The sequence below is a fragment of the Leptospira vanthielii serovar Holland str. Waz Holland = ATCC 700522 genome, assembly GCF_000332455.1.
GTDB classification, from domain to species: Bacteria; Spirochaetota; Leptospiria; order Leptospirales; family Leptospiraceae; genus Leptospira_A; species Leptospira_A vanthielii.
In genome coordinates this window covers 76158-98058 of the sequence record NZ_AOGY02000069.1, presented here as the reverse complement: position 1 = coordinate 98058, position 21901 = coordinate 76158, and the positions used below count along the sequence as shown (strand labels likewise).

The window sequence follows — 21901 nt, the reverse complement described above, 5'->3', positions numbered from 1 at the left end:
AGTCCAATTTTAAGAATGTGGCCCTCTTTTTATTTTCGTTGGTTAACCAAATCTGTCCCGACGGGGCCTGTGGAAATTTACCCAGAACTATCAGATTCGTATGAAACGAATCTTCCTAATGTATTTATCATTGGAGATCTAACGGGTGTTCCTCTGTTAAAATTAGCGGCCGAAAGTGGAGTGAATGTTTGGAAACACATCCGAAAAAAAAAGGCCGATTGTTTGGATGCAGTGATTATTGGATCTGGGCCTGCAGGTTTGTCTTGTGCTTATGAAGCCAGTCGGTTAGGAAAAAAATATGTGGTTCTCGAAGCAAATTTACCATTCCAAACTATCCAAAGTTATCCAAAACAAAAACCAATTTTTGCTGAACCCAAAAACTTAGAACCTCTATCCAAACTTAAAATTAAAGATTCTACTAAAGAGGATTTGTTAGAATATCTCAATGAGTTATTAAAAAAAGAACCAATCGAATTACATTCAGGAAAAAGAGTTTCTTCCATTCAGCATGATGGTTCTCTTTATGTTGTAAAAACTGAAACTGGGGATTCTTATCTTACAAATTCCGTAGTGATTGCGATTGGAAAATCGGGTGATCCAAAACGGTTAGGTGTGAAGGGTGAGTCCCATTCGTCTGTTTTTTATCGCCTCTTCGATCCTTCTGATGTAAAGGATAAGTCGGTTGTGATTGTCGGGGGAGGTGATAGTGCAGTAGAAGCAGCTATTGCATGCTCAAGTTATGCGAACGAAGTTAACTTAATTCATAGAGGAAAGGAATTTCAAAGGCCGAAAGAGGAAAATAGAAAAGGTTTAGAAACGAAGGTTCGGGAGGGAAAAATAAATCTTCTTATGGAGGCAGAAGTTACCGAGATAACAGAACAGAACGTTTTTGTGAAAACTCTCCATTCATCTATTAAACTAAAATCTGATATTGTTTATATTTTAATCGGAACGACACCACCAATTTCCTTTTTAAAAAAAATAGGAATCAAAATTCAAAATGAAAAATCGTTTTCGGATTGGGTAGGATTTTTTTCTCTTTTTTCATTTGCTGTCCTTGCTTATTTCGGAAAGGCTTCTTTTTATGGGCCGGGTTGGTTTTCCCCATTAGCCACAGCATTCGCTTGTATATCGGTTCTCACTTTGTCTCTTTTTGTTTATTTGAAGCTAAAGGATGGACTCGGGGTTTTTCAACCTTGGGTTTTTATAAGAAATACTTATCTTTTTATGGCTTTCAGCTATTTTCTTTTTGTGTATTTAAGCACGACTTATTTTGGTTATACGCTCTTCGGAAAATACCCTTCCTTCCACTATACCATGTTATATTCTCTAACTATTTTGGTATTTGGGATCCGAAGGATTTTGGTTAGGAAAACTGATTATATTTTTTACCAAACTCTTAGTTTGATTTTTGTACAAGTTTTCTTTTTGTTTTTGCTGCCAGAACTAATTTTACCTGCGTTTGGAGATTTGGGTTATTTAGGTAGTCCCGACGGATACATCCGAACGGAGATTTTTCCGAAAGATGCTTATTGGAAAGCTTACGGTTTTATTTTGGCCTGGCCCCTAAGTATGGGGGTTTTGTATGATAGCGGGATCACCAATTTTTGGTTAGGTTATGGGGTTCTGTTTAGTTTTGGATTTATACCGCTGTTAGTATATCGATATGGAAAAGGGGCATATTGTGGTTGGATTTGTTCCTGTGGTGGTCTTGCTGAAACCTTAGGTGATGAACATAGACAAAAGATGCCTCACGGGAAATGGGCATATCGGTTGGAACATTCTGGGCAATACATCCTGCTTGTTGCGTTTCTCCTTACGCTACTCAAATTAGTTGGAGTGTATGGTAAGCTAAGTGATTCAAGTTTGGCGCTGAGTGAGTCCGTTGCTGATTCTGTAAAATGGCTTTATGATATCGTTGTAGATATTGGGCTTGCAGGTGTGGTAGGCGTTGGTTTTTACTTTCTTTTTTCCGGAAGGATATGGTGTCGTATGTTCTGTCCTCTAGCCTCCCTTATGCATATTTATGCTAAGTTTAGCAGGTTCCGAATATTTTCTGATAAAAAGAAATGTATCTCTTGTAATATTTGTACGAAAAACTGCCATCAGGGAATTGATGTTATGGGTTATGCCAGCAGAGGAATACCAATGGATAGCGTACAATGTGTAAGATGTTCTGCTTGTGTTTCACTTTGTCCGACCGATGTATTGGAGTTTGGACAGTTGGCATCCTCTGGTGTTCGGTATGATTCCATTCAAGCAAAGTTACGGAAATAAAAATTGAGCACTTTAAGAGAAGATATCGAAGCTCTTTTTATTGAGGGTGTTCGGGCTGCAACGCCAAAATATCTTTCTTTAGAGTTTTGGAACCAACATTCCGACCTAAAGAGAATTCTAAACAACCCAGATAAAAAAACTTATGTTTTTGCATTAGGGAAAGCGGCTTATGTTATGGCACTGTCTTTTCAGGAATACTTTTCCGTCGATGCAGGTTTTATCCTCACAAAATACAATCACCTTCCAGAAGAGATCAAAACCAAAGGCCAGATGGGAGTTTGGAAATGTAGAGAGGCGTCTCACCCCATTCCAGATACAAATTCAGAATTGTATTCTCGCGAAGTTTTACAAGATCTTTCGAGTTTAGACAAAAACCACCAATTGGTTGTTTTGTTATCAGGTGGTGGGTCCAGTTTATTCGAAATTCCAGAACTAGGATTTACTATAGATGATATAGTCCAATTAAATCAGAATTTATTAAAACAAGGACTTCCCATCCATGAAATCAATGCGGAGAGAAAAAAATATTCTGCTGTAAAATCTGGTAAGTTATTAAAACTATTAAATCCAAATTTGAAAGTTTATACTTTTGCGATTTCTGATGTACTCGGCGATGATCCATCAATTATTGCATCTGGACCAAGTTATCCTGGAAGTGAATATTATATTATGGGGAATTTATCTGCATCCCTTGCTGCGATGGAAAAAAAAGCAAAAACATTAGATTATGAGGTTAAAGTCATATCTGATTCTTGGGATTACTCTAGCGAATATACCGCAGAACGTATGTTTAGCGAATTGTTAAATGCCAAAAAAAATGATAAAAAACAAGCCATTCTACTCGGTGGTGAAATGGTTTGCCCAGTTTTTGGTAATGGTAAAGGCGGACGTAACCAAGAGACTGCACTTCGTATGGTCATTTTATCGGAATCTTTGGATATAGAGAGGGATTGGATGTTTCTTTCTTGCGGGACCGATGGAACAGATGGGCCCACTGATGCTGCCGGTGCCATTGTGGGACCCAAAACTTTGGAACAAATGAAAGAAAAAGGTTGGGACGCAGTAACTGAACTTAAGAAATCCAATTCTTATCCCATCTTAAAAGATACAAATTCCCTTCTTTTCACTGGAGCGACAGGAACCAATGTAAATGATCTTTTGATACTTTTATTGGCGGAAAGGAATTCCAAGTTTCCGATTTTGTCCTGACCAGTAAATTTGAAAGAGTGGATTTTGCCATCGACTCCTTCCGATTTTAGACTGTATCAATTCTTCATCTACTTTCTTTAGAATATTGACATGATCTTTTAAAAAACGCCATTGGACTTCTTCCTTTTTTTGAGGAGATAGAAATTCTTTTGAGATATTAAAAACCGATTCTTGTAACCCAATTAAGGCAGGGACTAAAATAGATCGAACTGCTTGGTAATCAAAATTGGATTTTCGTGCAATTGATTCGTGTAACCACCATAAGGTTTCTGAATATGCTTTATCTGAAGACAAACTAGAAGATCCTATAAAATTTTTTGTCCCAAAATAAAATGGTTTGAACAAACTCAAACAAGGGGTGGATGTCCCTGTATAATACACTCGAAGTGGGTCTTGGTTGGTTTCTGAGGTATCCCATTCTACAATAAGACTTCCATTGGTTTGGTTCGGTGTAGTGGGACCTGTTGCGTGCAAACATAAAGATTTCATTGAAGAAGAAGATGGTTCAAATTCATCAGTTTCGATGAAATGAGTTTTCAAAGTTTCCATCGCCTGTTTGGCTGTATAACTTGCTGTTTCTTTTTCTGAACTCTCAGCAGTGTCTTCGTGTAATTTTTTTCTGTCTTTACAGTGACTCATATATGTGTAAAACTGATCACTGAAATAATCTTTAAAAGAAAAATCTCGATTGGAATTTTTTCGTAATGTATCAATTAGATTAGGAGAAGAATAGTCAAAGTCGGATCCAATCGTAAGTCCATTTGAAATGGCATAAAACGAATCAATTTTTTTTGCCACCCAGTACCTATCAGCAGTTTCTAAAACGTAACCATCCGTGCGGTCAGCAATGATAAAACTGTTATGGTAGAAAAACGACTTATTTTCATACCCACCACAGGCATCCTGTCCATAAGTTTCTAAAAGTTCTGTGATTAGAAATAAACCATCTTTTGCGGACTTACATCGTTCTAAAGCTAAACGAATTAAGTCCATTCCTGTTAGACCATTATTTCTTTTTGAAATTTTTAAGTTCGTAAAAACCGCTTCATTTCCAATACAAAGACCAAATTCATTCACACCCATTTCCGCACCCCACATATGAAAGGGTTTACTTAGAAAAACTTCATAAGTAACGGGAGTTTGGGGAATTTCTATATAAGTTGTACGTAATAAAGAACCTTTTTTATGCTCTAAACGAGGAACGTGAAGTATAGATTGTGATTCGTTTGGTTCTCGGTCAGAGTTTTTGGCAAAGATTCTTTTTTGAGTCTTTGTAAATTTTTCAGTGGCAAGAGAGGTGTCACACATTCTAGAATGTTAAACAGATTTCTTTTAAAATACAAGACCAAATCAAACAAGAATATGCCTTCGATTCCAAAACAAATTTCAGAATACATCCTCATGGGGTTAACCCAGGAACAAGTCAGAAAAAACCGTACGAAGTATGGTGCTAATGAAATCAGCTCCTCCCAAAAAAAAGGAATCTTTCAGATGTTATTGGGAGTGGTAATGGAGCCGATGATTTTGCTTCTCATTTCCATAAGCATAGTTTATTTGCTTTTGGGTGATCGGGGAGAGGCACTGTTGTTATTGTTCTCTGTTGTGGGGATTATAACGATCACTTTCATCCAGGAAAAAAAAACAGAAACGGCAATCTCTGCATTACGTTCCCTGGCGAGTCCCAGGACCAATGTCATCCGAGACCAACAAATCATTCGCATCGAAGGAAAAGATGTAGTCTATGATGATTTGTTGATTTTGAACGAAGGGGACAGGGTCCCTGCTGACTCTGAACTCATATCCGATAGAATGTTTTCTTGTGATGAATCGCTCCTTACGGGAGAATCTGTGCCTGTAACCAAATCACAATCGAATCCAGTGTTTTGTGGTTCGTTAGTTGTTAGTGGAGAAGGGGTTTGTCGAGTCAAGGCTGTGGGTAATCATACCGAGATCGGTAAGATTGGCCGTAAGATTGCTGATGAGGCCATTGGTAGAACTTTGCTTGAGGTAGAAGTCGCACGTCTCGTTCGTAATCTCTTTATCGTTGCGGCCTCATTGTGTGTGATTCTTGCTCTCTACTTCGGGATTGTCAAAAACCAATGGTTACAAGGATTACTTTCTGGACTGACGCTTGCCATTGGACTCATGCCAGAAGAACTTCCTTTGGTTATGACCATATTCTTTGCGTTAGGTGCATTTAGGTTGAGCACAAAAAATGTTTTGGTAAGACGTTCCTCCATCATTGAAACTCTAGGCGCAGCCACAGTCCTTTGTTCTGATAAAACAGGAACAATCACTCAGAATAAAATGAAAATTGGAATCGTTGTGACAGAATCGGAAACTGTCGAATTGAATCCCAATTCAAATCTTTCTGAGGAAATAAAAAACTTACTCCATATTGCTTATTGTGCCTCCAAACACCCTAGTTTCGATCCAATGGACATTGCAATCTCCGATTGTTTGGTTTTATTCCATGAAAGAGAGGATTCCGCTTTACTATCAGTCCAAGATTTTCCATTAACACCAGATCATTTAACGATGGTTCGTGTTTTGAAAGAAGGAGAATCTTACGTTAGTTATGCAAAAGGATCACCCGAAGCGATTTTTGATTTGTGTAAATTTAATTCTTCCGAATTAGATTTTTGGACAACTAAAACCAATGAATTAGCAAAAAGAGGGTTTCGAGTGCTCGGTGTTGCCAAATCAAGGTCTCCTTTAAATGAGATCCCCGAGGAAAGAAAACGAATCGATTATTTGTTTTATGGACTATTGGCATTTTTAGATCCAATTCGAGAGATCGTTCCTTTCGCAGTCAAAACTGCTTACGATTCGGGGATTCGAGTGATAATGATTACGGGCGATTATCCAGAAACAGCAAAGAACATTGCAAATCAAATTGGATTAAAGGAATCTCATTTGGTATATACGGGAAAAGAATTTTCGAATCTGAGCGAAGAAGAGATGCAGAAAGTCATACGTAAGTGTAATGTTTTTTCAAGAGTGAGTCCTGAAGACAAATGGCGCATTGTTCGGATGTTAAAAGCAGATGGTGAGATTGTTGCTATGACTGGAGATGGAGTGAACGATGCACCTGCATTACGTACGGCAAACATTGGTGTTGCTATGGGTGAGAGGGGGACGGATGTAGCTCGTGAAGCGGCAGACATTGTTTTGTTAGATGATTCTTTTTCTTCCATATTAGAATCTGTCCGGATAGGAAGACAAATTTTTGATAACTTAAAAAAAGCTTTGGGTTATCTTATTGGTGTTCATATCCCGATAGTAGGTATTACTTTTTTCCCAATCATCTTCGATTGGCCAATCATCGTTTTGTCAGCAATTCATATTGTGTTTATGGAAATGGTCATTGATCCCACCTGTACCATTGTATTCGAAAGAGAATCAGCTGAATCTGATTTGATGAAAAGAAAACCGAGAAAAACCAAGGAACCATTGTTAGATCGTGAGTTGTTCATCAATTCCTTGATTCAGGGAGCATTTTCCTTGTTATCGGTTGTGTCTTCTTATTGGATCACTGAATTGTTTCTAAAGGGAACTTCCTCGCCCAAGGTGGTAAGTACAGCGACTTTTGTTACATTAGTATTTTCTAATTTATTTTTAATCCTGGCCAATCGGTCGCTGCATGAGTCCATGTGGAGCCGAATGAGAATTCCCAATCCTACCATTCGTTATGTCTTTGCTGGAACTATCGGGGTACTTGTTCTATCTATGTATTTGCCCGGAATGAATACAATGTTTCGGTTTGTCCCACTCAATTTTCTGCAGTTTTCATCAGCGATACTGGTTGCATTTGTGGGAGTGTTGTTTTACGATATGACAAAAGTTTTAGTTTCCAAATTACTTCGTGGCTGACATGGACGTAGTCTGTTTCTAAACTTAGTAAAAGCTTATGATAGAACTCTTCTTCCCTAAAAAGTATTCTGCCCTTTGTTTAAAATCTGCGTTTTTCGGTTTTTTTGCCCATACGGGATTTGTGCGTGGGTTACAAGAAATTGGCTTTAAACCCGCAGTGGTCACAGGTTCCAGCTCGGGTGCTATGATCGGTGCCTTGTATGCAACGGGGCGAGAGATGGTAGACTTTGAATCTCTAGTTTTGGGATTGCGGAAAAAAGATTTTTGGGAAGGAAATTCCCTGACTATGCTCGGTCGATTGTTGCGTAAAGGTTTAAACGGCTACAGTGGAGTTTTGACCGGCAAAGCCACACGTGACATTCTATATCCTTACCTTGGGAATAAAAAGTTTTCTGACTTACCCATTAAACTAGGAATTGCCGTATCCAATCTTTCCAAAAACAAACGAGAACTCATCATGGAAGGAAACGTGCTCGATGCAGTAATGGCGTCCATTGCCTTTCCTTTTTTGTATGAAGTCCAAGAATTTCAAGGAGAAGAGTTTTTGGATGGGGGTATCGGTGATGGTGAACCAATTAAAGAACTTATTTTAGATCCAAGTATCGACCGTATCGTAATCCACCAGATCAACAATCACAGGCCATTAAGTCGAAATACGATGAAACGAGCGTTAGATGCTTCAGTGCAAATCATTGAATCGGAATCTGAGGACTTAAAATCTTTACTGGCAAAAGAAAAAGGAAAAAAACTCATCCGATTGGAAACAAACACTCCTTATTTATCTCCGAATGATTTTTCTAAAGGTAAGTTTGCCCTTGCCGAAGGTAGAGGAACTGCCTACCGACACAAGGCTGAAATTTTGGGAGATTTAGAATTACCTGTATTTGGTTTTTTTAATCAGTAACGAATACTATGGACATTCAAAAGAAACTCAACGTTTTGATCGTAGAAGATTCTCTTGCTTCTTATAAAGCAATTGTTTCTGTTCTTCAAAACTTTGGGTTTTCTATTTTTGCAGAAAGGGCTGAATGGAAAGCGGAATTTGAACAGAGAATCAATGACGAAACTTGGGATATTATCATTTCTGATTTTTATCTGCCAGATTTTGACGGTCGTTACGTTATCTCTAGAGTCAAAGAAATCAATCCAGACTTGCCTGTGATTATAGTAACAGAATTTCTCCCAGAGGAGGCCGCTTCTGAATTTCTCAATTTGGGTGCAGCAGAATTTTTGCCGAAGTCATCTATCATTAAACTTCCGTTTGTTGTGAATCGTGAGTTAGAAGCCTATCGACTGAAAGTTTCCCAAAAAAAAGCTTGGGACATGTTGGTTCATGGTGAAGAGTTATTAACTCGTTCCCAGAAAATTTCTCATCTTGGCCATTTCGAAGTAATTTTTCCAGAAAAAAATACCTTATGGTCATTAGAGTTGTATAGGATTTTGGGTTTTGACTTCGGCGAAATCCCACTTATGGAAAAGGTATGGTCCCTCCTTGATCCAACTGAACATGATCATATTAAGGTAGTATGGGAAGACCTTCTAAAAGATAATCATTCTAAAGAAATGATTGTTACTTTGAATACTAAAGTGGGGAGGAAAAAAATTAATCTTTGGTTGGAAGCGGAAAGGTTCGAAGATTCAAGGTTTCGTATATTTGGAACCATCCACGATATATCTGATCTTTCTGAATTAGAACATTCTATCAAACTCAACGAACAGTTGTTTAAAGGTATTTTTAATAATTCGTCACAAGCAATTTTTCTTTTGGACTTACAAGGTCATGTGATTCGCATGAATCGCACTGCTGTATTGTCTTTTGAACGAGACGAACCCGATATTCAAGGATTGGAATTGATCCGGTCTGTTTTTTCAAACTCAAATCAAGAATCGATTAAAAAATTAACCTATGGAATGAAACTTGCGTTAAAGAACCAAAGTTTTGAGATATTTGTAAGTTATAGTTTGTCTGACGGGCGAGAAAAATACTTTGACTGTGACTTCTATTCACTTACAGATTCATCTGGAAAAATTTTATACATTGTACTAGAAGCAAAGGACATTACGGAAAAAATTGTTTTGGAAAGAGCTTATGCCCAATCACAAAAATTGGAAGCGCTAGGGACCTTTGCGGGTGGGATTGCTCATGATTTTAACAATCTTCTTACACCAATGTTGGCCTATGTTTCTTATTTAAATTCTGAATGGTCTAAAACTGAAACAAACGAAGCGATCCAAAAGTCTTTACCGGCGATTGAAGGAATTTCAAAATCGTTGGACCGAGCAAAAAACCTAATCCAACAAATCTTAACTTACTCTAAAATTGATAATTCCATTTCCAAACAATTAGATCTTCGAGAACATCTTTTGCAGGTTTTAAAAGAAGTGCGGACAGTATCATCCAATCAAATCACTTTGTTTACGGATTTGGGGAATGAACCCGCGTATGTGAATGCAGATCCAATTCAAATTTTTCAAATTCTATCTAATCTATATGAAAATGCCGTCTTTGCTCTGCAAGAAACAACAAATCCCAAAATCACCATTTCTCTTTCCAAAATCTTATATGAAAAGTCTGAGTTACTTCATGTGGGATTTATGAAAAACACTGAGTATTGGAAGTTAGGATTTACTGATAATGGTTCGGGAATATCACCAGACATTATCGAAAAAATTTTTGATCCATTTTTTACAACCAAAGGTGGTAAAGGAACTGGACTTGGATTGCCCATCATTTATGGCATCATGGTGAAGATGGGTGGAACTATACTTGTTAATTCTAGTGTAGAGAAAGGAACCGAATTTGATTTGTATTTTCCAGCTTGGAAAACAATGTTTTAATCAATTGTCAAATTCGTTCTTAAGTTTCTTTCTCTAAAGAAATTGCTAATATTGTAATATCATCGTCGGATCGTTTTGACTTTTGAAATTTTTCCACTTCTGTGATTACCTGATCACAAATAGTCTGCGGATCATTCGCTGCTAAAGTTTGTAGAAGGTCAAAAAAACGTTCTTCACCAAATAACTCTCCAGTGGTGGCATTTCTCGCTTCAATCACTCCATCAGTATATAATACTAAGGTTCCCGAATTGGGAAGTGGTAATGTTTTTTCAACCATTTGTGATTCGATATACTCGTTGATTGCTCTTCCATAACTTGTGATATGTTCTAGATTCCCCTTCCGATCTAAATAAACCATCGGATGGTGCCCTGCATTGGCGATCTTCATAATTTGTTTTTCAGGATATAGATATACAAAGAAGGCGCTTAGAAAATGGCCTGAGAGAGAACTGAGTAGTGACAATCGGATTCTTTCCGCAGCATAAGCGGGTCTGTCTAAAGAGTCATCCCAAATTTGTAAGGAAACCTTTGTCATGGATGCAATCATGGCCGCAGGAATTCCGTGTCCAGAAACATCACATAAAAATAAACCAATCTCATGTTCTTTTACGATGATTTGAACAAAATCACCCCCTATATCGGAAGCTGGTGAATAACGAAATCCTAAAGCATGACCATTGGCATGGGTTCGTTTTTTAGGCAAAAGACCATTTTGAAGTTTCTGTGCGATCTTTAATTGTAGATCAATTTCCTGTTTTTCTTCTGTTGCTTTTCTGTAATCAGATACCTTTAGAACTAATGCCATAGATAAAAAGAAAACTTCGGCTGCTGAACCTAATGGTAGCGAATAAGAAGACAAATGAATCGGTCGGATTAGTCCTTGGACCGTGAGTGAATTTAACGCGGCCCCGATAAGGATTGATCCAAATGCAAATAAAAAAAGGATTACCTCTAGTTTCTTTTTGCTTTTGAAAAAAGCCATCGTAGAAATCGATAATGCTAATATTATTGGGATGATGACGAGTGTTACTCCCAGTTGAATAAAGTTCCTCAGTTCTAAGAAGAATATGGAAAATATTAACGAAATAAATAGAAGGATAAATCCTTTTGTTAGTTTTGTTGCTTTCGGGAAATTTTTCTCTGTCTCTAAAAATTCAATGGTGAATAACAATCCAAATACAGAAGTCAAATATATAGTGATTGGGAAAAGATAATTTTTCCATGTATGAGAATTACCTATCTCAATGTACTGTATAAACCCAGTAGAGAACGAATTGATTAAGAGTACGGTAGCTAAGTAGAAGAAATAATAGAAAAATTTTCTATAACGTAAAGTATGTGCTAAAAATAAACTAAAAAGAAACATCATAAACCCCGCACCGAAGTAGGCGGCAAAGAAGATATCCTGTTTCTTTGAAAACGCAATAAAACTCCTGGAGTTATAAACCGAAACAAAATTAAAGATTGGATTGGCTGAGTTTATTTTTACATAGATAGTTCTTGTTTCATCTGGTGATAGTGTGACAGGGAAAGCCGGGATGTGAGAATAAATTGGCTTGTTTCTTTGGAGAACTTGTTCCCCTGAGACTTGCGTAATCCAATTTCCTTTCACCTGAGTATGTAATTCAAAAACATCTACCACTGGACTTGAGAAGTGTAAAAAGAAGGTATGGGGTAAGTTCCCGTAATGGATCAGAGTGATTCGTATCCACAAAGGATCTTTCAGGCGTGGGAAAGAAATCGTAGCTTTTGGATTAGGTCGCCAGAGAGTATCCTCTCTTAAAATTCGATCCAAACTAGATTCCCTTTCGGGAACGATGACATACTCAAAATGCTTTCCTATATCTCTATAGTTTTTGGATTCTTCTATGGAGAGTGGGAAGGACCGAAGAGGGACATTGAAAAATAAAAGAATCAGGAAGAGTGGAAGCCAAACAGCGGAATTCCTCCAAAGAAACAGTGTTTTCTTTTCCACCTTGGTCTTTCCCTGGTTGGCAGATTCCGAACGGGGAAAATCAGCGGAAAAAAGGAAAAAAGAAAGGGAGATTCGGAACATTTGTACTATAATAGGACGAGTTTTGGGAAGAGAAAGTGAATTTCCGCAAAAAACTTGTATTAAGAACGCAAAATTGGCAGTCTAACCATAAGAGTGCTAAGAGAGGGGAAACACTATGAAACAGTATGATTCCAACGTCCAAGGAGCTTTGGACATTGCGCAAACAGAGGCTATAAGGAGACAGAACACAGAAATCACTCCTTACCATTTGGTTTGGGGTTTTATGACCCTACCGACTTCTGTTTCTGGAAAAACATTAATCAAATATAAATCGACAGTAGATGAATTTTTAAAGAAACAAGCAAGGGCTTCGGGAGAAATCCCTTTTGAATCACTTCGAACTTCGCCAAAACTGGCCCAGTGGTTCACTATGGCCTCATCTCGAGCCGCAGAAAATGGCCGAGAGGAATTGAAAGAAGCAGACTTCCTGAAGTTTTTGCCGCAGGTATTACCAGAGTTAAAAATCAATTATGAAGATTTACAAGTGAAGGAAACCGATGAAGAGGTTCCCAATTTTCTTGTGAATTTGAATGATCTCGCCCGCGAAGGAAAACTCGATCCAGTCATTGGAAGGAGTAAAGAAATTCGTTCCGTGATGGAAATTTTAGGGCGAAGGTCAAAAAACAATCCAGTGTTAGTTGGTAGTGCTGGTGTTGGAAAAACAGCCATCGTCGAGGGGCTTGCAGAACAAATCGTAAAGGGACGTGTTCCCGATGTCTTAAAAGGAAAAACTATTTTTTCTCTAGATATGGGCCAGTTGATGGCGGGAACAAAATATCGTGGTGAGTTTGAAGAAAAATTAACTGTCATGCTTCGCTACATCAAAGGCCAAGCAGGCGAAGCAGTCCTCTTCATTGATGAGATCCACCAATTGGTAGGTGCAGGCAAAACAGATGGGGCCATGGATGCTGCCAATCTTTTGAAGCCAGCTCTTGCTAGGGGAGAGCTGCATTGTATTGGAGCCACAACCCAAGATGAATTTCAAAAATACATTTTAGGAGACCAAGCATTGGAAAGAAGATTCCGTGCGGTTCCCGTAAATGAACCAAGTAAGGAAGATGCGATTGAAATTCTTATGGGAATTCGTGATAAACATGAAATCCACCACGGAATTAAAATTTCCGATGAAGCCATCTATGCCTCAGTGCTTTTATCAGACCAATACATCACAGATAAATTTTTGCCAGACAAAGCCATTGACTTAGTAGATGAAGCTGCCTCCGCATTAAAACTTTCTGCGGAAGCCATGCCTACGGAACTTGTGGAATTGGAAAGTGAAATTCGTTCAAAAAAAATCTTTGCCCAAGTGGAAAAGAAAAACGAAGACATCTTAAAGGAAATCGAAGGTCTTGAAAAAAAATTCCAAGAAGGAAAAGTCGTTTGGGAGAAAGAAGTCAATTCTTTGAAACAAATTGCCTCAATCAAAAATAAAATTGATCGAGTAAAATTTGATTTGGATGCAGCACAACAAAGAGCCGATTATACAGAGGCTTCTCGGTTGAAATATGCAGTCCTTCCTGAATTGGAAAAAGAATTAGGTACTTTTCAAAACAGTTGGATTTTAGAAAGAAATCATATAGCTGCTGTTATCGCTAGACAAACGGGAATTCCAGCAGAAAAGATTCTAAAAACAAAACAAGACCATCTACTCCATTTGGAAGATGACCTCAATACGGTCGTGTATGGACAAAAAGAATCCGTTCGTGAAATTGCAGATACGCTACTTACGTCTTATGCGGGAATTTCTTCTGAGTCACGACCCCTTGGATCCTTTTTATTAAAAGGACCGACTGGAGTGGGTAAAACAGAAACTGCCAAAGCGATAGCAAAGTTTTTGTTCGATCAAGAAACTAATTTGGTTCGATTGGATCTCAGTGAGTATTCAGAGAAACATTCAGTTGCAAAATTGATCGGTGCCCCGGCGGGATATGTTGGTTACGAAGAAGGGGGAATTCTGACAGAAGCAATTCGAAGGAAACCATACTCTGTGGTTCTTTTTGATGAAGTGGAAAAGGCACATCCTGATTTTTCCGATATTCTACTTCAGATTTTGGACGAAGGAAGATTGACGGACAACAAAGGTAGAACGATTAACTTCAAAAATACCATATTGATTCTGACAACAAACTCTAAAAATATTGAAGCAGACTTTAAACCTGAAGTTTTAGGTCGATTGGATGCAATATTAACCTATCATTCGTTAGATTCTTCGATTATGGAAAAACTAATCGAAAAACAACTCAGACAATTGAATGAGAGGTTAAAGGTAAAAGGGATTGTGATTGAACTTTCCGAAAGTACGGAACACATTTTACGGGAACAAGGATTTGATCCAAAATTTGGAGCAAGGCCATTGGGAAGTGTTTTTAACCGAATTGTGAATCGACCTTTGGCAAAGGAAATTCTATCGGGAACCATCGGTGAGGGAAGATATCGAGCCGATTGGAACGGCGAACAATTACAATTTGCATCCATTCCGGAAACTGTCGGATCAAAACGATAAGTTTTACTGGTCTGGTGAATTTTAAGGATCTAGACAAAATTTTTTTAGAATTGGATCGGGAGACACACAACTATAGGGCAACTATAGTTGTGTGTCTTTAGTCTAACGATTACTTTATGTCAAATCTTAAGATCACATCTACTTTACAGTCAAACCAATCCATCTCCGTTCCTCAGTTAGGACTTGGTGTTTGGAAATCCCGACCCAAAGAATGTTTGGAGGCTGTCAAATCAGCTTTGTCATTGGGTTACCGGCATATTGACACCGCAGCCATTTATGGAAACGAAGCGGATGTAGGGACTGCCATCAAAGAGAGTGGAGTGAGTCGGAGTGATATATTTCTCGTTACAAAACTTTGGAACGCTGACCAAGGGTATGATACTGCATTACGTGCGATAGACGTATCACTGAAGAAATTAGGAACAGACTATGTAGATATGTATTTGATCCATTTTCCTGTTTCTGGAAAACGCAATGAGTCTTGGAAGGCTTTAGAAAAAATAAAAGCAGCAGGCAAGGCAAAATCCATAGGTGTCAGTAATTTTATGGTATCCCATCTTGAAGAACTTTTAAAAGAAACGGGAACGGTTCCTGCGATGAACCAAGTGGAATACCATCCCTTTTTACAAGACACAAAACTAAAAGAATATTGTATCCAAAAAGGAATTTTACTCGAAGCCTATAGTCCGCTGGCTCATGGACAAAAGTTGGAAGACTCCAGGATCACAAAACTTGCGAGCCAATATAAAAAATCAAATGCGCAAATTTTGATTCGTTGGTCTTTACAAGCAGGCCACGTAGTCATTCCAAAATCAAAAAATCCAGAACGCATTCGAGAGAATGCGGATGTATATGATTTTGTTTTATCAGACTCAGATATGAAGGAAATTGCTGGTTGGAATGAAGATTTTCGAACTTGTTGGGATCCCACTACTGTAGAGTAATCGAAATCCCAATCCGAATCTCGATCTTAGACTTTTTTTATTTCTTTTCGAAGACGAGGACAGCCGACTGACGGTTGTCCTTAGTTCCTAAATACCCATAACCAAAGGGAAAGGGTAGGGTTTCGTCATTTGTAATCGCACTCAAGTGTTTCAATTCTGGTTGGACTTCCGGGACAACTGCCCCGGATAAATTCCAGGACCTTTCATACCTTCCAAAAACTTGGCGTTTCCAGCTCTCCTCCGGAAAAAACCGAATGGGGAAACCCGACTCATCTTGAACTACAAATTCTGCATTCTTTAGAAGGAGGTCTCTAACTAACTTTCGTTTTTCCCCATGAAACAAATACTCCGCAGATTTTGTAAAAATTCCAACGTTCGTTAACTCAGAGAAGTATTCATACAATCCGTCGCCGGGAACACCTTCATTGCCAATTAAGAATATTTTAAAGTAGGTAAGTGTTTCGTATTTTTTTAGTTTTGCATCATAAAGGGAAATTGTAAAACCCTTATAAGTAATCCCTTTGCCAACAATCACTTCCTCTTTTGAATCTAATATCTCTTTCCCCATTCGACGAAGGAAGGCAACAAACACTGGATAGGCTCCGTTCAGTTCTTTTTTCTTAGTTTCTTCCTTCATTTTCCGGTACGTGAAATAATTTCTGCCAGCCAAATGATCCGATAAGTTCCTTATTCCCTGTTTTACGATTTGTTTTTCTTTATCAGAAAGAGAACTGTATTGGTTTGGGTAACCGGGTTCTTCCAATCCAAACAAAATATAACGATCACAATTTGGATAAAAAGAGAATAGGTTTAGAACATCGATTCCACTAAAAGGGTAAACAACAGTTTTTACTTTTGGTTGGTATTCTTTTCCTTTCAGGTAATTGGTGATTGTATCTTTTGTATTGATTAACTTTTTCCAACTGAGATCCATTTCGTTTTTATGGAGTGGATCAGAACTACTGAGACCGGCCCATTCATCATGGAGAGAGGTTTCCCCATAGGCAGTTTCTGTTTTCTTTTCTTGGATTTGGCATTGGAGGGAAAAAATAAATACGAAGAGGATGAGCTTTTTTGTCATAGGTTTCGGAATGTCTAAGGAACAATCTCCCCGAAGACAGATTCCAGACATCCTTTTTCATAGATGGACTTCGATTTTTCTTTGTGTAAGTGGAAATTACCTTCGTTTGATTTGGCAAAAAAAAAACCGGCCCGGGAAACCCCGAACCGGTCAATGGTTCCTAAAAAGAAAGCCGTGTTTATCTATTCTCCGACAGCAACGTCTCCGTCTGCTTCGGTGGAGAAACTAACTGGTTGTTTTGATTTTGTTTCTTTAGTTTCTTTCGGATCCCTTTCAATGGATTTTACTTCCCTTGTTTGGATCTTTGCTTGGTCGACAAGCGGAAGCCCGTTGAGGTCCCGAACTTGGTTTTCAATTTTGAATGCAATGTCTGGGTTTTCGAGAAAGAAAAGTCTGACCTGTTCTTTTCCTTGGCCGATTTTTTCTCCACCATAGGAGTACCAAGAACCTGCTTTCCCAACGAGGTCATGGCGAACGGCAAGATCGATAAGAGAACTTTCTTTATTGATACCAGTCGCATACATGATGTCAAACTCTGCTTGGCGGAAAGGAGGGGCACATTTATTTTTCACCACTTTCACGCGAACTCGGTTTCCTACAGGTTCTTCTTTTTCTTTCAGAGTCTCAATACGACGGATGTCCAATCGGATCGAAGCATAGAATTTTAAGGCGTTCCCACCGGTAGTGGTTTCTGGACTTCCAAACATCACACCGATCTTCATACGGATCTGGTTGATAAATATAACTGTTGTATTGGATTTGGATATGGTTCCAGTGAGTTTTCTGAGGGCTTGGGACATAAGGCGAGCTTGCAAACCCATGTGCGAATCGCCCATATCGCCTTCGATCTCAGCTTTCGGAACGAGAGCGGCAACCGAATCGATCACGATGAGATCAATCGCATTCGAGCGAACCAAGGATTCACAAATTTCTAATGCTTCTTCCCCGTTGTCTGGTTGGGCTACGAGTAGGTCGTCTACGTTCACTCCCAATTTTTTGGCATAAGACGGATCGAGGGCGTGTTCCGCATCGATAAAGGCGGCAATGCCTCCTTTTTTCTGTGTTTCTGCGATCGCAGAAAGAGTGAGTGTTGTTTTACCAGAAGACTCTGGTCCATAAATTTCTAAGATTCTACCAGAAGGAAACCCGCCTATCCCTAAGGCAATGTCTAGATCCAAAGAACCTGTGGATACTACGTTCATTTCTGACATACGTGTATCGGCGCCAAGGCGCATAATGGAACCTTTACCAAATTGTTTTTCGATTTGGCCTAGGGCAGCGTCAATGGCCTGCTTTCTTTGGTCGGTTTCTTTTTCTTGAGCCTTGTCAGCTTTCTCTTTTTTCATGAATCAAACGTTCTCCTAAAATCGGTGTTCCGAAAGACTAGGTAGGGGACTGGGTTCGTTGGTTTCAAAAAATTCTTCTGAACCGACTCTTTCAAGGATGAACCCATCCCTTCCGCATTCCACTCTTTTTCTCTTCCGGATTGGTCTCATTATGCCTGAAGCCTGGGACAAATTAGAAGGGGGAGGGAATTTTTTCTGGATTATGTCTTTTTTTTCCGTTTTCAACACTAAACAAAACGTAAGTACTTGTATAGTGTTTTTTTGCCGTAGGAGAAAGAAAACTTTGCCGATATTCTTTCTGTATGACCCTGCCAGTTCTTGAAGTCCAAATCCCCGACCATTTCCCCCAAGCCATGGCTGAACTCTTTCGCAGTTACCGAACTTATTTAAAAATCGAAAAGAACTATTCGGAACATACTCTATTTGCATACCTCCGTGATTTGAAATTTTTCTTTGAGTTTTGTTTGAAAGAAGAAATCGATATTTTGACAGTCGATGTTTTGGATGTGCGGTCTTACTTTGCAGATTTAAAAGCCACGAAAAAACAAGACAAACGAACCCAGAGTCGTAAACTATCTTCTCTCCGCACTTTTTATAAATTTTTATTCCGAGAAGAAAAAATTGGAGCCAATCCCATCCTGCAGGTGAGTTTTCCAAAAACCAAAAAGAAGTTACCCAAAAATTTTACACAAATAGAAACAGAAGACATTCTCGACTATGAAGATGGAGAAAAAGCGGAAGTTTTAGGAAAACGAGACAAAGCTATTGTCGAAGTATTGTATAGCACGGGACTACGTGTGTTTGAGTTAGTCAATGCCAAGTTAAGCGATCTCAACGAGGAATTAACTTCACTCAAAGTTATGGGGAAACGTCGTAAAGAACGATTCGTGTTTATTGGTGACGAAGCACAAGTTGCTTTAAGAGAGTATTTGGAAGAAAGAGGTTCTGCGGGTCCTGACGAAATTTTCTTAAACCAACGCGGTGGAAAATTAACAACACGAGGGATTCGTTATATTTTATCTGAACGTAGAGTCGTAATGGGAATGGAAAAAGCCATCACTCCGCATAAATTTAGACATACCTTCGCCACTGATTTATTGAATGCTGGGGCCGATATTCGCGCCGTACAAGAGTTACTCGGTCATGCTTCTTTATCCTCAACACAAATATATTTAAGTGTATCGAGGGACCGTTTGAAGGAAGTGTATAGGAATGCACATCCTCATGCGAAGAAATAGGGATAGGATATAGTTTCGCGCGCGGATAGAATCTCCCCGCCCTGATCTGAGGGTGGGGAACTAGACCCACCGCCCAATGCGTTCCTTCTACCACAAACCCATTTTTCCCGAAACCAAATTTCCCATTTCCTTAAAAAAACTTCCCATAAGTTCATTTTTCTGAAAGTTATGCAAAAATATATAGTTGACTATAAAATTAAAGCCAGCTATATTTAGATCGTGCCTCAAGGTTTAAATAAACATTCGGATCCACTCCTTTCTTTCCCATTGAAGGAAACAAAATTTGCTAAAACTCGAACCAATTTAACCTTTGCCTTCCTAAAAGAATTAGAATCAAAACCCTTTGAAGAAATTAAAATTAAAGAACTCTGTCAGATCGCTGAAGTTTCCGAACCCACTTTTTATAATTATTTTCCGGAAAAAGGTGATTTGATTCTCCATTACATCCAAATTTGGAGTTTGCAAGTTTCTGTGTTTGCCCATGAGAAAAAAATGTCAGAATCCGGACTTGGTATCCTTACTGCTTTATTTCGTTATACTGCCAAGGAATCCAAAAAAAATCCGAGAATCCTTCTGGAAATCATATCCTTTCAGGCAAAAACTCGGAAATCCTTACAACAACCAAAACTCACAAAAGCCGAACGAGCGTTACTCTTTCCTCGGATCGTTGGCATTGAAGATTTGGTTGCCGATGGGGTCGAAGGAATCATTCGGAGAGCAATATCTGTGGCTGCAAAAAATGGCGAACTCCCAACATCTACCGATTGGAAATCATTTTCTATGGCAATCGCATCTTGTTTTTTTGGAGTTCCCGTTCTCGCTTTTCAACTAAACCAAAACTTGGAAAAACTTTGGCTTGAATCCTTGTATTATTTGTGGAGGGGAGCCGGCGGAAAAATAAAGGGATGAAATTTGTTACTAATAAGTAAATGAAGATATAATTATATAAGGAAATATTGATGAAATATTTGGATCAAAAGTGGTTTTTGTTATCTCTTGGTGGGATTTTTCTTGGCTTTACGGGTATGAATTGGAACATTCCTATCTTTGCTTGGATAACCCTTGTCCCTTTTTTACGTTACATTCGATTAGGGTATTCCATTCGAACACTACTGATTGCACTTATTTTAATTCAAACAGCATCAACCATGCGGATTGTTTCGGAACCTTTCCATATCTGGATTGCTATCCTTTCTGGTGTCCAGGGCGGAATTGTATTTACTCTCCTACTTTGGATTTGGAACCAACTTAAGATAAAATTTTCCAAACAAATTTCCCCTATCTTCAGTTTTGCCTTTTTATTTACCATTGTCGAATGGGTGGGTGGTTATAGTTCTGAGTTAGGTGTTTGGGGAATGTTTGCCAATAGTCAAATCAACAATTTGATTTTGATACAATCTGCATCCTTATTTGGAGCCACGGGAATTAGTTTTCTTATTTATTTAGTAAATGCAAGTATCGATCAATCCTTATCTGAATATATTTCTGAATCTAAAATCTCCAAGTCTTCACAATATTCTTTATTCACCTGTTCTTTATTTTTAGTGGGATTGTCTTTTTATGGAACAGTGCGTCTCACTCTCCCCATCGAAGGGAGAAGTATCAAAGTGGGAACGGTGACTTCCAAAATGGAAATTCAAACCATTTGGTTAGATCCCATCCAAAATCAAAAGAATACCGATCTTGTTTTTGATCGAACCAAACAGGCAGCAGAGGAGGGTGCGAAGGTAGTTGTTTGGAATGAAGGAGCTGTAATGATCCATCGTAAGGATGAAGATTCGTTTTTAAAAAAAGTATCTGCTTTAGCCAAAGGAAAAGAAATTGAAATCATTGCAGCCTATATTGTCCCAATCAAAGAAAAAGAATTCTTTATGGATAACAAGTTACATTGGATCGGAAAGGATGGATCCACACGCCAGATTTATTTCAAACAATTCATTCCACCAGGTGAGCCAGTTTCCCATAACCCTTCCGAAATCAGAGTCATCACAACCGAATGGGGAAAGATGTCTGTAGCTATCTGTTATGATTTTGATAGCCTCCAACTAACAAAAACACATTCTGATTTAGGAACAGGAATCACTTTTATTCCTGCTTCTGATTGGAAGGGAATCAATCCTTTCCATACCGAAATGGCCGTCCTTCGTGGAATCGAAAATGGAACATCCATCGTTCGCTCCACTCGAGGGGCTCTTTCTGGAGTTTACGATGCTTATGGTCGTGCCAAAGGAACACTTGACTACTACGAGGAAAATGATGGAGTTTTGGTAGCTTCTGTAACAGCGACTGCAATTCCAACACTTTATAGTAAGTTAGGGAATTGGATAATCGGTATAGGGATAATCTATTTCATCGTTTGTGGTCTGTCCATTTTTGTGTATGTACTAAAAAATAGGAACTAACAGAGATTTATGTAAGGGGAATAAGGGCAGATTTTAATATTAGAAGATTTCTAAATATTTGGTTGAATTAAATTTCATTTTTGGCATCATTTGTAGTCTGTGAATTCCTGATACCTACCGGGTTGGAGTTCTCA

The 21901-nt window shown here is 38.6% G+C and carries 14 protein-coding genes; 10 read left to right on the top strand and 4 right to left on the bottom strand.

The window, feature by feature from the left end; translation table 11 throughout:
• The first annotated feature begins 15 nt into the window (after window positions 1-15).
• Together LEP1GSC199_RS16850 and LEP1GSC199_RS16845 are read left to right on the top strand one after the other, a co-directional pair.
• Window positions 16-2277 (top strand): NAD(P)-binding domain-containing protein, encoded by a 2262-nt coding sequence (locus LEP1GSC199_RS16850; RefSeq protein ID WP_002988343.1) that lies wholly within the window; start codon window positions 16-18, stop codon window positions 2275-2277.
• 3 nt (window positions 2278-2280) lie between these two features.
• On the top strand, window positions 2281-3486 hold the full coding sequence (locus LEP1GSC199_RS16845; RefSeq protein ID WP_002988052.1) for a glycerate kinase type-2 family protein: 1206 nt from the start codon (window positions 2281-2283) through the stop codon (window positions 3484-3486).
• Here the strand turns inward: LEP1GSC199_RS16845 and LEP1GSC199_RS16840 are convergent.
• Window positions 3445-4794, bottom strand: a complete 1350-nt coding sequence (locus LEP1GSC199_RS16840; RefSeq protein ID WP_002988215.1) for a C69 family dipeptidase — start codon at window positions 4792-4794, stop codon at window positions 3445-3447. The two genes, LEP1GSC199_RS16845 and LEP1GSC199_RS16840, sit on opposite strands and share 42 nt — an antisense overlap.
• A gap of 54 nt (window positions 4795-4848) precedes the next feature.
• On the opposite strand from LEP1GSC199_RS16840, the gene LEP1GSC199_RS16835 reads away from it, so the two are divergent.
• From LEP1GSC199_RS16835 to LEP1GSC199_RS16825, 3 genes are read left to right on the top strand one after another with little or no spacing between them, the layout of a single operon-like run.
• Window positions 4849-7359 (top strand): cation-translocating P-type ATPase, encoded by a 2511-nt coding sequence (locus LEP1GSC199_RS16835; protein WP_002988260.1) that lies wholly within the window; start codon window positions 4849-4851, stop codon window positions 7357-7359.
• Window positions 7360-7396: 37 nt separating this feature from the next.
• Window positions 7397-8263, top strand: coding sequence for a patatin-like phospholipase family protein (locus LEP1GSC199_RS16830; protein ID WP_002988152.1), 867 nt, complete (start codon window positions 7397-7399; stop codon window positions 8261-8263).
• 8 nt (window positions 8264-8271) lie between these two features.
• Window positions 8272-10197, top strand: a complete 1926-nt coding sequence (locus tag LEP1GSC199_RS16825) for a hybrid sensor histidine kinase/response regulator (protein WP_002988177.1) — start codon at window positions 8272-8274, stop codon at window positions 10195-10197.
• 19 nt (window positions 10198-10216) lie between these two features.
• Here the strand turns inward: LEP1GSC199_RS16825 and LEP1GSC199_RS16820 are convergent, their stop codons facing one another.
• Window positions 10217-12253 carry a SpoIIE family protein phosphatase gene (locus LEP1GSC199_RS16820; protein WP_039927201.1) on the bottom strand — a complete coding sequence of 679 codons (2037 nt, stop codon included), beginning with the start codon at window positions 12251-12253 and terminating at the stop codon, window positions 10217-10219.
• A 115-nt stretch (window positions 12254-12368) separates the two neighbouring features.
• Between LEP1GSC199_RS16820 and LEP1GSC199_RS16815 the strand changes: the two genes are divergently transcribed.
• A complete protein-coding gene (locus LEP1GSC199_RS16815; RefSeq protein WP_002988298.1) occupies window positions 12369-14756 on the top strand; it encodes an ATP-dependent Clp protease ATP-binding subunit in 2388 nt (795 codons plus the stop codon).
• A 116-nt stretch (window positions 14757-14872) separates the two neighbouring features.
• Window positions 14873-15700: an aldo/keto reductase gene (locus tag LEP1GSC199_RS16810; RefSeq protein WP_002988127.1), complete on the top strand. Its 828-nt coding sequence runs from the start codon at window positions 14873-14875 to the stop codon at window positions 15698-15700.
• A gap of 37 nt (window positions 15701-15737) precedes the next feature.
• On the opposite strand, the gene LEP1GSC199_RS16805 is transcribed toward LEP1GSC199_RS16810, so the two are convergent.
• Both LEP1GSC199_RS16805 and recA read right to left on the bottom strand, forming a co-directional pair.
• Window positions 15738-16832 (bottom strand): hypothetical protein, encoded by a 1095-nt coding sequence (locus tag LEP1GSC199_RS16805; protein ID WP_002988096.1) that lies wholly within the window; start codon window positions 16830-16832, stop codon window positions 15738-15740.
• Between the two features lie 131 nt (window positions 16833-16963).
• A complete protein-coding gene (gene recA, locus LEP1GSC199_RS16800; RefSeq protein ID WP_002988250.1) occupies window positions 16964-18127 on the bottom strand; it encodes a recombinase RecA in 1164 nt (387 codons plus the stop codon).
• Between the two features lie 302 nt (window positions 18128-18429).
• Between recA and xerA the strand changes: the two genes are divergently transcribed.
• The 3 genes from xerA (at window position 18430) to LEP1GSC199_RS16780 (ending at window position 21767) form a co-directional block, all read left to right on the top strand.
• The gene (xerA, locus tag LEP1GSC199_RS16790) at window positions 18430-19365 is read left to right on the top strand and encodes a site-specific tyrosine recombinase/integron integrase (protein WP_002988234.1); all 936 of its coding nucleotides are present in this window, start codon (window positions 18430-18432) and stop codon (window positions 19363-19365) included.
• A gap of 219 nt (window positions 19366-19584) precedes the next feature.
• A complete protein-coding gene (locus LEP1GSC199_RS16785) occupies window positions 19585-20274 on the top strand; it encodes a TetR/AcrR family transcriptional regulator (protein WP_002988090.1) in 690 nt (229 codons plus the stop codon).
• Window positions 20275-20324: 50 nt separating this feature from the next.
• Window positions 20325-21767 carry a nitrilase-related carbon-nitrogen hydrolase gene (locus LEP1GSC199_RS16780; protein ID WP_002988316.1) on the top strand — a complete coding sequence of 481 codons (1443 nt, stop codon included), beginning with the start codon at window positions 20325-20327 and terminating at the stop codon, window positions 21765-21767.
• Window positions 21768-21901: the final 134 nt, after the last annotated feature.

Bases quoted from the DNA above. Each gene is read 5' to 3' on its own strand.
- LEP1GSC199_RS16835 (WP_002988260.1), top strand. From the start codon at position 4,849: ATGCCTTCGATTCCAAAACAAATTTCAGAATACATCCTCATGGGGTTA.
- LEP1GSC199_RS16850 (WP_002988343.1), top strand. From the start codon at position 16: ATGTGGCCCTCTTTTTATTTTCGTTGGTTAACCAAATCTGTCCCGACG.
- LEP1GSC199_RS16810 (WP_002988127.1), top strand. From the start codon at position 14,873: ATGTCAAATCTTAAGATCACATCTACTTTACAGTCAAACCAATCCATC.
- LEP1GSC199_RS16815 (WP_002988298.1), top strand. From the start codon at position 12,369: ATGAAACAGTATGATTCCAACGTCCAAGGAGCTTTGGACATTGCGCAA.
- LEP1GSC199_RS16820 (WP_039927201.1), bottom strand. From the start codon at position 12,253: ATGTTCCGAATCTCCCTTTCTTTTTTCCTTTTTTCCGCTGATTTTCCC.
- LEP1GSC199_RS16840 (WP_002988215.1), bottom strand. From the start codon at position 4,794: ATGTGTGACACCTCTCTTGCCACTGAAAAATTTACAAAGACTCAAAAA.
- xerA (WP_002988234.1), top strand. From the start codon at position 18,430: ATGACCCTGCCAGTTCTTGAAGTCCAAATCCCCGACCATTTCCCCCAA.
- recA (WP_002988250.1), bottom strand. From the start codon at position 18,127: ATGAAAAAAGAGAAAGCTGACAAGGCTCAAGAAAAAGAAACCGACCAA.
- LEP1GSC199_RS16780 (WP_002988316.1), top strand. From the start codon at position 20,325: ATGAAATATTTGGATCAAAAGTGGTTTTTGTTATCTCTTGGTGGGATT.
- LEP1GSC199_RS16830 (WP_002988152.1), top strand. From the start codon at position 7,397: ATGATAGAACTCTTCTTCCCTAAAAAGTATTCTGCCCTTTGTTTAAAA.
- LEP1GSC199_RS16805 (WP_002988096.1), bottom strand. From the start codon at position 16,832: ATGTCTGGAATCTGTCTTCGGGGAGATTGTTCCTTAGACATTCCGAAA.
- LEP1GSC199_RS16825 (WP_002988177.1), top strand. From the start codon at position 8,272: ATGGACATTCAAAAGAAACTCAACGTTTTGATCGTAGAAGATTCTCTT.